This window comes from Pseudomonas sp. 10S5 (assembly GCF_035019745.1).
Lineage (GTDB): Bacteria > Pseudomonadota > Gammaproteobacteria > Pseudomonadales > Pseudomonadaceae > Aquipseudomonas.
The window spans coordinates 210,245-225,058 of record NZ_JASJVL010000007.1 but is presented as its reverse complement, the minus strand read 5'-3'; the positions used below and the strand labels follow the sequence as shown (position 1 = coordinate 225,058).

The following is a 14,814-nucleotide window of genomic DNA, read 5'->3' as shown; positions in this document are numbered from 1 at the left end:
AAGCCTAGGATGGGCGAAAGAGCGAATTTCACTGAAAGAACTGTTTTTTTCATTTTCATTCGCTCAGCAAATTTATAAGAAGGAAATAACCTTATGTCTTCCGCTGAACGGAATGGTGAGTTGAAGGAAGTCGGCGTTGGCAGCGTCTCTCGAATGTTTGCCGTGCTGCGCAGCCTCGGCACTGCGCCCGACGGTGGCGCCCGAGTGACCCAGTTGGCGCAGCAGGTCGGTTTGTCGCAACCGACCACCCATCGTTTGCTGCGTAGCCTGATGGACGAAGGCATGGTCGAGCAGGATGAGCGCAGCAAGCGCTACCGCCTGAGCTTGGAATTTTTTGCATTGGCGGCGCTGGCGGGGAATACCGGCAACCTGCGGGATCTGGTCCGGCCAAGCATGTTGAGACTAAGCGCCTCGTTGGGGGATTCATTATTTCTGTTGGCCCGCAGCGGTTTCGATGCCATCTGCCTGGACCGCAGCGAGGGGCCATACCCGATTCGGACCTTCACCGGCGACATCGGCGGGCGCGTGGCGTTGGGCGTGGGGCAGGGCAGCTTGGCAATTCTGGCATTCTTGCCTGAGGAAGAACGCGAGACCGTAATCTGTTACAACCTGCCACGGCTCAAGGACTTTCACCTGTACGACGAAGTGTTTCTGCGTTCGGAGGTGGAGAACGTTCGGCGACTCGGGTACGCGGCGCGCAATACCGGCGCGCTGCCGGGAATGGCTGGCCTCGCCGTGCCGATTCTCAACCGCAATGGGCATGCCGTCGCGGCGCTCAGCGTTGCGACCATCACTGATCGCCTGGGGCCAGATCGACTGCCAACCGTGGTTGAGTTGCTCAAACGCGAAGCGGCGGCAATCGGCCCGAAGATCAACCCTTTCGACCCCACCCTGCGCCGGCCTTCGCAGATTTTTGGGGGAAGAAGTTAAATCGCAGGCTTCGCAATGTGCCTGAAACACCGGGTCGTTCCCTTCCCGAATAAATTCGGTCCCACAGATAAACCTGATCTCTGTAGGACCGAATTCATTCGGGAAGCTTTGCCTCTGAGTCCCCGCATTGATCGAAGTAGGCATTCACGAATTTCAGGAATAACCCCGCGAGTTTATTTCGCTTGTGACCGGTGTGTATTCCTCGCTTATATAACCCACTGTCTTTTTTGACGAAGTCTTTTGTATGAGCAGCCAAGCATGAGCGATTCATCGATCAGCGGTTCGATTTCCAGGGTCCACCCCATCACCCTGGACCACGGCAAGAACGCCGAAGTCTGGGATGAAGACGGCAAACGCTACATCGACTTCGTCGGCGGCATTGGTGTTTTGAACCTTGGGCATTGCAACCCGCGTATCGTCGACGCCATTCGCGAACAAGCCACCAAACTGACCCATTACTGCTTCAACGCCGTGCCCCACAGCCCGTATAAACAATTCATGGCCCAGCTCGCAGCGTTCATTCCGGTGAGTTACCCGGTCAGTGGCATGCTCACCAACAGTGGGGCCGAGGCGGCGGAAAACGCGCTGAAAATCGTCCGTGGCTATACCGGTCGCACGGCCGTGATCGCCTTCGACGGCGCCTTTCACGGCCGAACCCTCGCCACCCTGAACCTCAACGGCAAAGTGACGCCTTACAAACAAAAAGTCGGCGTACTGCCCGGTCCGGTCTACCACTTGCCTTACCCGAGCAAAGATAACGGCGTTACCGCCGCCGAAGCCTTGAAGGCCATGGATCGTTTGTTCAGTGTTGAAATCGACGTGAACGACATCGCCTGCTTCATTCTTGAACCGATTCAGGGCGAAGCCGGATTTCTCGCGATGGACATTGAGTTCGCGCAAACCCTGCGGGCTTTCTGCGATGAAAAAGGTATCTTGCTGATCATCGACGAAATTCAATCCGGCTTCGGTCGCTCGGGTGAGCGCTTCGCTTTTTCGCGATTGGGGATCGAACCGGATCTGCTTCTACTCGGTAAAAGTATCGCGGGCGGAATGCCCCTTGGCGCGGTAGTCGGCAAAAAAGCGCTGATGGACGTGCTGCCTAAAGGCGGATTGGGCGGGACCTATTCGGGCAACCCCATCGCCTGCGCAGCAGGTTTGGCGACGCTGGAGCAATTGACCGACGCTAACTTGTCTGCGTGGAGTGAGACCCAGAGCCAAGCCATAGCCACCCGTTATCAACATTGGATCGACACCGCGCGCTCGCCATTTCTCGGGCGTTTGACCGGTGTCGGCGCGATGCGCGGAATCGAACTGATGACCCTAGAAGGCGAGCCCGCCACCGCCCAATTGGCCGCGCTGCTAGAAGCGGCCAGGAACAAAGGCCTGCTGTTGATGCCCAGTGGCAAAGCGCGACACATCATCCGCTTGCTGCCGCCGCTGACCACCGAGCTGCATGTGCTCAACGAAGGGCTGGATATTCTTGAAGGGTGTTTGGCGCAGTTGCGCTGATCGGGGCACGGCTTAGAATCTGGCCAGGGGGATGCCCGGTGAGAGCAGGCTTGCCTAAGAAGGAACCAACGCAGTGACTTGGGCAACCGTGTCGCCTGCTTCGCGAATGCAGGCGACACGGATTTACGTTTCCAACAAATCCGGTGTGTTGAAGTTGGTCAGTCGGGGATCATCAGGCGCGCATTCCATTGCCCTTAAATCCTGACTCAGCAACGCTCGCAACAGGCTGCGTTCGCCTGCCTCCCAGCATTCGCGTAACACCGGTAATAACGCGGTCGGAATCAAGCTAAACATCGGCTGCCACTGCCCCGCCTGCCGCACCATTAATGGGGAGGACATGGAGCTAGCACCTTGCAACAGTTGTTCAATCAAAGCGCGGTCAATTCTCGGCGCGTCACACGCCAGCACCAACATCCATGGATGACGAGCAACCCCGAGTCCCGCCAGAACACCCGCCAGCGGTCCCGGAAAATCCTGTTGTTCATCGCCCACTAGCTGATCCGCAAACGCCGCATAGCTCGACTGATTCCGGTTGCAGGAAATAATCACATGGGTTGTCAGCGGCCTGACAACCTCGTGCACATACGTAATCAATGGCTGTCCATTCCACAGCATCAGCCCCTTGTCCTGGCCGCCCATACGCTGCCCTCGGCCACCGGCCAGTAACAGGATCGAACACGGGTTGTCACGTGGAGAAATGATCATGGTGGCGCCTGGCTGTGCAGCAAAAGCGGTTCAAGACAGCGGCACTAGCCGCCCGTCATGTTCATGAATCGCACGACCTGAACATCATCGTTGATTTCGAAGTTATGGCTGTAGGGCTTGAGTTGCATGGCGTCGATGATGGCTTTTTCCAGTTTCTGCGGCTGACCCGGATGGCTGCGCAATACGGTTTTCAGGTCCACCGAATGCTCATTACCCAAACACAACAACAAACGGCCTTCCACAGTTAAGCGCACCCTGTTGCAGGTGGCGCAGAAGTTATGACTGTGGGGCGAAATGAAGCCGATCCGAATCTCTGGCGCCTCGGCCAAGCGCCAATAACGCGAGGGGCCCTGGGTTGATTCTGCGGATTCAATCAAGGTGTAGCGTTGGGCGATAAGTTCTCGTACTTGAGCGCTGGAGAAAAAAGAATCGGCGCGGCTGTGCTCACTGATGATGCCCAACGGCATTTCCTCGATGAACGTGATGTCGAGTTTTCGATCGATGGCGAAGCTGACCAGATCTTTGACTTCGTGATCGTTGCGGCCCTTCATCACCACGCAGTTGAGCTTGGTATGGGTAAACCCGGCGGCGTTGGCGGCATCGATACCGGCAATCACTTTGTTCAGGTCGCCGGTGCGGGTCAATTCACGAAAGCGCTCAGGGTTGAGGCTGTCGAGGCTGACGTTTAGGCGCTTGAGGCCGGCATCGAATAGTGGCCCAGCCAATTTGCCCAATTGCGATCCGTTAGTGGTCATGCACAGCTCGCGCAAGCCGGGTAGTGCGGCGATTTGCCGACACAGCTCGACCACGCCAGGACGAACCAGCGGCTCACCACCGGTCAGGCGAATTTTGCGGGTGCCTAGGGCAACGAAGCGTTCGGCCAGCTGAAAAATTTCTTCCAGGGTCAGGATGCGTTGGCGCGGCAAAAACTCCATGTCTTCGGCCATGCAATAGACGCAGCGAAAATCGCAACGATCAGTCACCGACATTCGCAAGTAATCAACCTTGCGAGAGTAGCTGTCCATCAAGATCTGATCGTGCAATGACACCTCGTTCGCTCAAAACTGAGCGCGCTAATGTGAGTTAACCGTCAGACGGTCTTGACCGTGCGAGCCTAAGCGGCTGAAAGGTATTTATCAAATAGCTATTGATGAAGACATGATAGATGGCATCTATCGACCAGCCTCCGTGTTGGCTACAGCCGATGCTGCGCGCTATAGGCCGAGGTCGGAGAGGCTTGGGTAATCGTCTGGACGGCGGCCCAGCGGCCAATGGAATTTGCGTTCGGACTCTTTAATCGGCATGTCGTTGACGCACGCAAATCGATTAGCCATCAAACCGTTCTCAGCAAACTCCCAGTTTTCGTTACCGTATGAGCGAAACCAATTACCTGAGTCGTCATGCCATTCGTAGGCGTACCTCACCGCAATACGATTATCAGTGAAGGCCCACAGTTCCTTGATCAAGCGATAATCCAGCTCCTTAGCCCATTTGCGAGTCAAAAACCCCTTGGCTTCTTCGCGGTTAACGGCGAACTCCGCTCGATTACGCCATTTGGTATCAAGGGTGTAAGCCAGCGAGACTTTTTCCGGGTCGCGGCCGTTCCAGCCATCTTCAGCCAAGCGAACTTTCAACGTGGCAGACTCGCGGGTAAACGGAGGTAACGGTGGACGAGTTTCGGCGTTAGGCATTACTAGGTCTCCAGTTAAAAACGCATGCCGGTTTAGCAAATTGGAGGAGGCCTCCAAATTCTGTTTGGCATCAGGTATCCAGCAGACGTCGAGCAATGTCACGCGCGTTATCTGCCGAGGTCGGATCGCCCATGACACGCGCCACGGTAATTGCGCCATCCATCAATATCAGCAGTTGTTTGGCCAAAGTTATAGGGGCAACCACCGCCAGCGCTCCACATAGTTCCAGCGTGTAATCCAGCAACTTCTGTTTGTGTTCTTTGGCAATCAAACGAACAGGGTCGGTAGGGTCACCGACTTCACCTGCGGTATTGATGAAGGCGCAGCCACGAAAGCCATCGCTGAGAAACCAGCCTTTAAGCACTGTAAACAGATTGAGAATACGGGCCTCGGGAGTGGGGGCTTTATCGACTTCAGTCCTGAACCACGCCATCCAGCGAATATCTCGGGCCATTAACGCGTGAGCCGCGATGTCATCTTTGGTGCCGAAGTACCGATAAATACTTTTGCGCGAGACCCCCGAGGTTCTCACCAGCAGGTCCATGCCGGTGGCGTGAATTCCATGTTGGTAAATAAGTTGTTCTGCTGTTTTAAGAACGGTGTCGCGGATATCTGAATGGGGCTGTGTGTTCATGTTGGGGATGGTAGAACGATCGTTCTCCTTGGTCAAGTGGTAGAACTACAATGTCCGTAGGAATCTCAATGAATCTGGTCCTTGTCCGGCACCGCATGTTCAAGGTCTTCAGGCTCCGGTTTGGTTTTGCGCAAGGTAATAGGCACTGATTTCGCAGCCGGCACTTTGCTTCGCTCGGCATGGTGCCAGAGTGGAACCAGTGGATTACATTCCGGGTAATAGCCCGCGCTGCAGCCTTCGGGAATGTCATAGGCGACAATTTGCATCGGTCCTGCTTCCCGAATTACTTCCAGCTCGACAGCCGTGGTGAGCATGACCCAGTCCCCGACGACGAACCCTAAACGTACGATGTCGTTTCGGTTCATGAAGATCACTTTGCGAGTGCCACTTATTCCTCGGAAGCGGTCTTCATAGCCATAAATTGTGGTGTTGAATTGATCATTGCTGCGCAGCGTCATCAGTTGCAGAACGTCGCGCCGCTGGAGTCCGGGACTGACGTCGGTATTTTCGTCCAAGCTCTTCGGGACAATGAACTGCGCGCATTCGCTGGGGGTTTTCCACTTTCGCTCGGCTGCCGCAATAGGCCGGTGAAAGCCACCGGGTTCCCACATTCGGGTTTCCATGTCGTGAAATATTTCTGGATAAATTTCAGCAATAGCTAAGCGGATCTTCGCGTAGTCGCCGCGCCACGCGTCCCAGTCGACACGTTCAATGCCATACAACGTTGCGACAGCCAATCCGGCAATGATCGCTGTTTCTGATCGAAGGTGTTCGCTCGCTGGCTCGCTATTGCCCCACCAGCCGTGGATACACCCGGTACTGTCTTCTGTGCTGTAAGCCTGGGCCTTGCCGTTTTGCCGATCGATTTCGATTCGGCCCAAACACGGCAGCAGCCAATTCTGTTTGCCGGTCACCAAGTGAGTGCGATTGAGCTTGGTCGCAATTTGTACATTTAACTGCAAGTTTCCCCAAGCGGGTTCCATGCGCGAGGTATCGGGAACCGCGCGCAGGAAATTACCGCCCAGACCGATGAAGCCACGCACGCTGCCGTCGAGAATGCCCTCGCAGGCATCCACCGTGCACAGGCCCTTTTTCTCCGGTACGTGGAAACCGAACAGCGCTTCGATCTTATCCACAGGGACTTTTTTCGGATCCTCGGTGATGCCAACCGTGCGCTGACCTTGCACGTTCGAATGCCCACGCACTGGGCAAATGCCGGCACCGGGTTTGCCAATGTTGCCGCGCAGCAGCAGGAGGTTGACCAGCATCTGCACGTTTTCCACGCCGTGGCGATGCTGAGTCAGGCCCATTCCATACACGAACATCGTGCGTTGGCTGCGGGCGTACACCGTGGCCGCCGCCTCCATCGCCGAGCGCGAAAGCCCGGCACGGGCTTCCAGGGCGCTCCAATCGCAGCCGCGAGCGGCGACGGCAAACTCGTTAAAACCTTCGGTGTGCTCGGCGATAAACGCTTGATCAATGACCCCCGGTTCGCCCTTGATCAGCGCCGCTTTGTCCATCTCAAACAACGCTTTGGCGATACCCATCACGGCGGCGGTGTCGCCGCCAATGGCTACCTGATGGTATTGGGTGCTAATGACGGTGGATTCAGGACCGAGCATTTCAATGGGCGATTGCGGATTGACGAAGCGCTCCAGTCCACGCTCGCGTAGGGGGTTGAAGGTGATAATTGGCACGTCCCGCTTGCGCGCCTCCTGTAACGGGTGAAGCATGCGCGGGCTATTGCTGCCAACGTTTTGGCCGAAGAAAAAGATGCAGTCCGTTAACTCGAAATCCGCCAGCGTTACCGTCCCGACCGGGACTCCAATACTTTCTTGCAAACCTACTGAAGTGCTTTCGTGGCACATGTTTGAGCTGTCGGGCAGGTTGTTGCTGCCATAAGCCCGGGCATACAGCTGATACATGAACGATGTTTCCAGCGAGGCGCGGCCCGAGGCATAAAACACTACGCTTTCAGGGTCCATGGCCCGCAGTTGCGCGCCGATCTCGCGATAGGCTTCTTCCCAAGTGGTTTCCAAGTATTTATCACTGGTGCGGTCATAACGTAGCGGATGAGTCAGACGTCCGTGCTGTTCGAGGTCGTAATCGGCCCATTGCAGCAGTTCGCTGACCGTATGCCGCTTAAAAAACTCGGGGCTGGTTTTGAGCGAGGTCAACTCCCAAGCGGTGGCTTTAGCACCGTTTTCACAAAACTCCAGATGATGCGGTTTCCCGGGTTTGGCCCACGCACAACTGACGCACGCAAATCCGCCGGGCTTGTTTTGTTTAAACAGTGCGCTGGGCGCCTTGGCGAGTGCTTGCTCACGCCAAAGAATTTCCATCACCGATTTTGCTGAGCCCCAGCCCCCAGACGATGATTCGTAGGGCTTATAACGTGCTTTGGGATGAATAAGCATTGAATGTCACCTCGACCAGACCGTAATGCTGTTACAACTTCAGCGTTATCAAGCTACGACGAGCCGACGCGGCAAAAGGTTCGCAGCTGCTTACGGACGGCGATAGAGCCTGTTTTTTCGAAAGCTGCATGACCATAAGCAATGTGAACCGAACTTGGCGAGCTAATATCGATCAGTTCCAAAGTGCTTCACATTCACGGGTGTATCAAACGTTGGAGGGGCCAGAGTTTTGTTGAAGTTCAAGACCATTTCGCTGATGTGCATTCTGTTCTGCGCGGGTATTTTCAACGTGCAGGCTGCTGAACTTCCGGGGTTTGTACTTGATGCTGTGGGGATTGCAACGCCCGCCACGGCAGCTGATGCAGCCACCACTGCACCGGCAGCACCCGCCGCACCAAAGACCGCCCCGGCTACTCCTGCTGCGGCTATACCCGTACCTGTCGCTCCCGTAGCGATTCCCGCCAAACCTGAGATCCTGGTGCAGGGTGGTTTGTTGGGGGCCATAAGCTCCAGCATCGATAACGTCCAAAATAATATTGATCTGGACAACAACCTGATTGACGCTTGGCGCTTGCGAGCAGATCGCGCCGCCGATGAAATAGATGTTCTGGTGAATCAGCGTACCTCGCGCTCGAAGGTCAGCATCGCCGGTGACTTTCTGGTGCTCTCGGCGGTGTGGATGGGCGCGTTTGTGATGCTTTTGCTGACAGGACGCTTCTTTACCGCGCGCCTCAACCAGCACCGATTCCTTGCCACGCGATACCGTCCGCAAGCACTGCTGAGCTACTTGCTGGCGTACACATTACCTGCGGTGATCAGCCTGCCGTTGACGTTATACGTCAGCCATTTTCTGCAAGCTTCAGTAGGTCGGGCTTTGGCGCTGTGCTTCGCCTATGCCACCAGCAGCGGCATCGTCTCGACGTCAGTGATCCTGTGCGTCATCGTGATGTTCAACGCCGGACACAAGCGCGTTGCGGTGCGCATCATCCGCCAATACAGTCCACGACCCCTATTCTTGATTGGCTTTCTCGCGGCGCTGAGCGATGCGCTGACCAGCCCGCAGATCTCTCGTCAGTTGGGCAGCAATATCACCAGTAGCATCGCGGTGTTCACCGGGCTGTTTGCGTCGGTAGTGTTTTGCATGCTGGTAATCAAATTACGGCGCCCGGTTGCGCACTTGATTCGCGATCGTTCGTTGGCGGGCCGCTTGCGGCAACCTGCGCTGCAAGAGTCTCTGAACATATTTTCCAGCGTATGGTACCTGCCGATTCTGTTGATGATTCTGGTCTCGGCGATCCACCTGATTGGCGCTGGCCAAGACAGCCAAAAGGCTCTGCGCTGTGCATTACTGACCACCGTCCTATTGATTTCCACCGTGTTTTTGAGCACGGTGTTTCAGCACCTGTTCAAACCGTTGCAGACAAATGATCGCAACGATCATGTGTATAAAACTCGTTTACTAAGCCTGCTGCATGCAGTGCTGCGCATCGCATTGGCGGTGACGTTTATTGAAGTGTTGGCGCGTATTTGGGGTTTTTCGCTGCTGGAGTTTGCTCAAGGCAATACCGTTGGCCGAGCTATCAGTGATTCTCTGAGTCGGATTGGTCTGATCTTCCTGGTCACCTGGTTGCTGTGGGTAATCCTCGATACGGCGATTCAGGAAGCCCTAAAGCCGCCGATGAACAAACGCTCTTCGCATCAGCCCAGCACCCGGATAAAAACCATTTTGCCGCTGTTGCGCAACGCGATAAAAATCATTCTGCTGGTGATATGTGCGATCACCACCATGGCCAATCTCGGAATTAACGTCGCGCCCCTTCTGGCCGGTGCCGGTGTAGTCGGCTTAGCCATCGGTTTTGGTTCGCAGCAACTGGTTCAAGACGTGATCACCGGATTGTTCATTATCATCGAAGACACCATTTCCATCGGCGATTGGGTAGTCCTGGATTCCGGGCACTCCGGAACCGTTGAAAGCTTGACCATTCGCACCCTGCGCTTGCGCGACGGCAAAGGGTTTGTGCATTCGGTGCCGTTTGGACAGATTAAGGCGGTGACCAACCAATCCAGGCAATTCGCCTACGCGTTTTTTGCCGTGCAGTTCACGTATGACACCGACATCGATTCGGCCATGGCGTTGATTCGCGAGGCGGGTAGCTCCATCAGTGATGACTTGTTGCTCAGCAGCAATCTGCAAGGGCCGTTGGAAGTGTTCGGTCTGGACCGCATGGACCTCAATGGCGTCGTATTGACTGCGCAATTCCGCACCGTTTCGGGCGGGCAATATGGCGTGAGCCGTGCGTTCAACGAGCGGTTGAAAAAGCTTGTGGATAAAACCCCGAATGTGCATTTTGCCCAAACTTATCCACAGATGGTCATGAGCCCCCAACGTGAGCCTGGCGTTGAAGAACAACCGGCGCTCGCCAAACCTACGGTGACCAATGGCGACGGATCGGAGAGCCCGGCGCCGACCGTATAAACCGCCTTCGCAAGAGTCTGTAGGGAACAGTGGCTGCACCACGGTTTTGGTGGGAGCGAATTCATTCGCGAAGGGCGCGGTGAGGCTTCAATGCAGCAACCGATCCCTAAGCAGCGCCGCAGCTTGTGGTTCCAGCTCCAGCCAATACTGCGGTTTCCCGGCGATGATCGCGGCTGCCGGAATGCCGTCGCGGTAGACCAATCGATTGCCCGCCAACGCCGGGACTTTTTGGCCGGGGAGTAGGGTGCCCACCAGGTTGAGCGGGTCCGCGCCGCAGAGTCGGATCAAGCTTCCATCCAGCGGCCGCCGGCGAATCTCTCGCAGTAGCGGGATGGCTTCCGGCAGCGCAAATTGCTCGCCCGCTAACCCGCTGATAAACCGACCGCCACGAATTTCACCCCGGGCTTCTAATCGGTGGAAGGTGCGCAGTAATTCTCGCCAGTTGGGTAACCAATCCGCTTCACGTTCCAGCATCCGCCAGAACACCACGCCGTAACGTCGCAGCAGGGTCATGGCTACATGTTCCAGCGTCGCCGCTGCTGTTTGTTTTTGCTTTAGGGTTTCGCTGTCCACCGAAGCCGGTACACGACGCAGCAACGCCCAGCGCCCGGCATCGTCCATACCACCGATAAAAGCGCCACGGTTGCGTCGGCTGGTGTGGGCCGAGCGTTTACTGGCCGGTGTGATCAGCGCCCGCAGCCCGGCAAAGCTGTCGGCGTTTACCAGTCCGGCGCCGACCAATTCCTGCAGCGTAGTCTCCAATTCGCTGCGCAACAAATGGGCTTCGTGAACCAGCTCATCGAAAAACAGCGCACCGTGGCTGACCAACGCCGCGTGGACTTTTTGCGCGCGCAATGACAACTGCCAAGGCGATGGCTGTTCAGTCAGCTCGCTCCACAGGTTCACATGGCGCCGGGGCAATAACACGATGGGCGTACTGCGCAGCGCTGAGGCAGCGGTTTTGTTGCGCGGGGCCAAACGTGTCCACACTGTTTTGCCCGACCGACACAGCTCATCGAGCCACAACAGTGAATAGTCCTTGAGCCGCGCCGGGAGAATATCGCTGTCCCAGGCCCCGGCCGCCGCCGAATAACCTTCGAGCTGTCCGACCACCTCCGGCAGTGCGGCTTTACCTTGGCTGCGGGTGACGCTGGACAGATGCTGCCAATCAAATAAAAACCGCATGTAATCCTGCAATGAAACTGGCTCGATTTCCCGTCGCAGGCGTTTCACCGTGTAGCGATGAATGCGCGCCAACAAATGCCGCTCGCACCATTGATCGCCGACTGCGCCGGGGCTGAAGCGACCGCGCAGCACATAGCCGTTGGTTTCGAGTCGCGCCAGTGCCTGACTCACTCGGGCGGCGGACAAGGCCAGCGGCTCGGCAATCGCCGCCAGCGACAACGGTCCAAAACCGGCGAGGCGCGCGCGGACGATTTCTACCGTGGCCTCGTCTGCGTCCCATGGATCATCAAAGCCGGCTAATGGCTCTAATGACGGGTGCATTTGCGCCTCTGGATAAACAGCGCGCAAACACGTCAGGCGTTCAATAGCGAACCACAACGCGTTATCCGGGCTGACCTGCAAGCGGGTGGCGCGGCCACTCTTGGCCAACGCTTCCAGCCACACTAACCAATGCGGGTGCTCACGAAGTTCGGCGCCGCTGACGCAACTGAGGGTCATCAGCGCTTCGTGCATTTCATCCAGAGTGTGCGGTTGTGGCCAGGCTTCTGCGCCAACGGCGGTAATCGCGTCGGCGTCCAGTGCGCTGAGATCGTCGGTGGAACTCGGATCACTCCAGCGCCGGTTGAGCACTGCTTGGGTGCGGCGCTCTTCCAGCGGCGCGTCGTCGAGAAATGCAAACGGCCGTGCATTGAGGATTTCCGCCGCCAATGGTGAGGGCGCGGGCAAATCCCGACTGATCAAGCGCACATCGCCGCTTTCCATGCGCCGCAGCAGCGTTAGCCAGCCTTCGCAATCCATGGCTTCGTGCAGGCAATCGTCGAGGGTTTGCTCAATCAGCGGATGGTCGGGAATGTCACGCTCGCCGACTACGTTTTCCAGGCAGGCAATCTGATCGGGAAACACCGTGGCAATCAAGTCTTCGCTTTTCATCCGTTGCAGCTGTGGCGCCACCTTTCGCCCGCCGCTGAAACGGGGCAGAGCCAGCGCTGTACCGGCATTCCAGCGCCAACGCACACCAAACAATGGCGCATCCAGCAGCGCTTGAATCAGCAAATGTTCGCCGCTGTGGGCCTTGATGTAACGCCAGACGTCGTCGAGCTCGAAACTGTGGCTGGTGGATAACGACAGCACGATGGCGTCTTCACTGGCCGCCGCTTGCAGCTCGAAATTGAAGGTGCGGCAAAAGCGTTTGCGCAACGCCAGGCCCCAGGCACGGTTGATCCGGCTACCGAACGGGGTGTGGATGATCAGTTGCGTGCCGCCCGACTCGTCGAAAAAGCGTTCCATCAACAAGGTGTCCTGGGACGGCAGCGCGCCAAGCGCCAGCCGTGTCCGCGCCAGATAATCCACCAGTTGTTCAGCGCTGGCCAAGTCCAGTCCCAAGGTGTCCATCAACCAGTCGATACAGGGTTGTAAATCGCCGAGGCTGGCGCCGAGCAGTTCATCAATGTGGGCTTGCAGACGCGCCACCGCCGAGGACAACTCTGCGCTACGGCCCGGCGCCTCACCGAGCCAAAAGGGAATGGTCGGCGATTGACCGTGGGCATCCTCAACCCGTACCCGGCCAGTCTCCACTCGCAGAATTCGATACGACGTATTGCCCAGTTGGAACACGTCGCCTGCAATACTCTCCACGGCAAAGTCTTCGTTCACCGTGCCGATATTCAATGCCTGTGGTTCAAGAATGACGCTGTAATCGGCGTTATCCGGAATCGTGCCGCCGCTAGTGACGGCCGTCAGTTTGCTGCCCCGGCGCCCGCGCAAGCTGCGGGTCAGTGCGTCGCGATGCAGGTAAGCGCCGCGCACGCCCTGGCGACCGCTGTAGCCTTCGGCGAGCATTCGCAGCAGCGCTTGAAAGTGCGCGTCATCGAAGTCTGCATAGGGTGATGCCTGACGAATCATGTCCAGCAACGCCTGTTCTTGCCATTCCTCGCAACTGACCTCGGCGATGATTTGTTGCGCCACCACGTCCAGCGGTGCTTTGGGTATCAGCAGCGTGTCCAGTTCGCCACGGCGCACGCAATCGAGCAGCGCGGTGCATTCGATCAAGTCATCGCGTGAAGTGGCGAATAACCGACCTTTGGGGGTGCCCCCGACCTGATGCCCAGAACGACCGACTCTTTGCAGGAATGCAGCAATGGAACGCGGCGAGGCAATCTGACAGACCAAATCGACGTCGCCAATATCAATCCCCAGTTCCAGCGAGGCCGTGGCAATCAACACCTGTAGTTCGCCGCGTTTGAGCCGTTGTTCGGCGTCCAGACGTTGTTCTTTCGCCAAGCTGCCGTGGTGTGCGGCGACCGCGTCTTTGCTCAGTCGATCACTTAAATGTCGGGCCAAACGCTCGGCCAGGCGCCGGGTGTTGACGAAAATCAGCGTGGTTCGATGTTCTCGGGCCAACTGCGCGAGCCGGTCATACACCAACTCCCACACGTCGTTGGCCATCACTGCACCCAACGGCACGGGCGGTACTTCAATCGCCAGATCCCGTGGTCGGGCGTGGCCGATGTCGACGATGGCACAGGGTCGTTTTAGCGGATCGCTGCCCACCAGAAATCTGGACACCTGTTCGATGGGTTTTTGCGTGGCGGACAAACCGATGCGCAGCAGTTGCTCACCATTGCTACCCCCATGTTTGTCGCACAGGGCTTGTAAACGCTCCAGACTCAGCGCCAAGTGGCTACCGCGTTTGCTCGATGCAATGGCATGGATTTCATCGACAATTACCGTGCGGGTGCTGGACAGCATGCGTCGTCCCGAGTCCGAGCTCAGTAGTACGTAAAGCGATTCGGGGGTGGTTACCAGAATATGCGGCGCCGTCTTGCGCATTGCTGTGCGGGCTTTTTGCGGGGTATCGCCGGTGCGCACCGCGGTGGTGATGCGCAACTCGGGCAGGCCCATCCGCGCCAACTGCTCGGTGATCCCGGTCAGCGGGTTTTGCAGGTTGATCTCAATGTCGTTGGACAGCGCTTTAAGCGGGGACACGTAGACTACGAAGGTCTGCTCTGGCAACTCACCGCCGTTCGCCAAACCTTCATGGACCAAATCGTCAAGCACTGCCAGAAACGCGGTCAGGGTTTTGCCTGAGCCGGTGGGCGCTGCAATCAAGGTCGAGCGCCGTGCCTTGATCAACGGCCATGCTTGCGCCTGAGCGGGAGTGACCGCCGGGAATGTATTGCTAAACCAAGCGCTGACCGCCGGATGAAACGGGCTCAGCACCGGGTCGGGAAGGGTTAGAAGATTCATCCGCTTTTTATGCGGGCGGGG

The 14,814-nt window shown here is 57.1% G+C and carries 9 protein-coding genes; 3 read left to right on the top strand and 6 right to left on the bottom strand.

All coding sequences use genetic code 11. From position 1 onward, the window contains the following. The first annotated feature begins 93 nt into the window (after positions 1-93). Both QN378_RS10015 and QN378_RS10010 read left to right on the top strand, forming a co-directional pair. Complete coding sequence (locus tag QN378_RS10015) at positions 94-930, top strand: IclR family transcriptional regulator (protein ID WP_322205584.1); 837 nt, start codon at positions 94-96, stop codon at positions 928-930. 258 nt (positions 931-1,188) lie between these two features. Further along, positions 1,189-2,439, top strand: a complete 1,251-nt coding sequence (locus tag QN378_RS10010) for an aspartate aminotransferase family protein (RefSeq protein WP_322205583.1) — start codon at positions 1,189-1,191, stop codon at positions 2,437-2,439. Between the two features lie 123 nt (positions 2,440-2,562). On the opposite strand, the gene mobA is transcribed toward QN378_RS10010, so the two are convergent. From mobA to QN378_RS09985, 5 genes are all read right to left on the bottom strand, one after another. Next, complete coding sequence (gene mobA, locus QN378_RS10005; protein WP_322205582.1) at positions 2,563-3,144, bottom strand: molybdenum cofactor guanylyltransferase MobA; 582 nt, start codon at positions 3,142-3,144, stop codon at positions 2,563-2,565. 44 nt (positions 3,145-3,188) lie between these two features. Beyond that, positions 3,189-4,169 carry a GTP 3',8-cyclase MoaA gene (moaA, locus tag QN378_RS10000; RefSeq protein WP_407074075.1) on the bottom strand — a complete coding sequence of 327 codons (981 nt, stop codon included), beginning with the start codon at positions 4,167-4,169 and terminating at the stop codon, positions 3,189-3,191. A 189-nt stretch (positions 4,170-4,358) separates the two neighbouring features. Beyond that, positions 4,359-4,835, bottom strand: coding sequence for a nuclear transport factor 2 family protein (locus tag QN378_RS09995; RefSeq protein WP_323547456.1), 477 nt, complete (start codon positions 4,833-4,835; stop codon positions 4,359-4,361). A gap of 70 nt (positions 4,836-4,905) precedes the next feature. Next, a complete protein-coding gene (locus tag QN378_RS09990) occupies positions 4,906-5,469 on the bottom strand; it encodes a TetR/AcrR family transcriptional regulator (protein WP_322205579.1) in 564 nt (187 codons plus the stop codon). A 65-nt stretch (positions 5,470-5,534) separates the two neighbouring features. Then, positions 5,535-7,886, bottom strand: a complete 2,352-nt coding sequence (locus tag QN378_RS09985) for an FdhF/YdeP family oxidoreductase (protein WP_322205578.1) — start codon at positions 7,884-7,886, stop codon at positions 5,535-5,537. Positions 7,887-8,142: 256 nt separating this feature from the next. Between QN378_RS09985 and QN378_RS09980 the strand changes: the two genes are divergently transcribed. After that, positions 8,143-10,362 (top strand): mechanosensitive ion channel family protein, encoded by a 2,220-nt coding sequence (locus tag QN378_RS09980; RefSeq protein WP_323547980.1) that lies wholly within the window; start codon positions 8,143-8,145, stop codon positions 10,360-10,362. 87 nt (positions 10,363-10,449) lie between these two features. Here the strand turns inward: QN378_RS09980 and QN378_RS09975 are convergent, their stop codons facing one another. Then, positions 10,450-14,793: a DEAD/DEAH box helicase gene (locus QN378_RS09975; RefSeq protein WP_323547455.1), complete on the bottom strand. Its 4,344-nt coding sequence runs from the start codon at positions 14,791-14,793 to the stop codon at positions 10,450-10,452. Positions 14,794-14,814 lie beyond the last annotated feature (21 nt).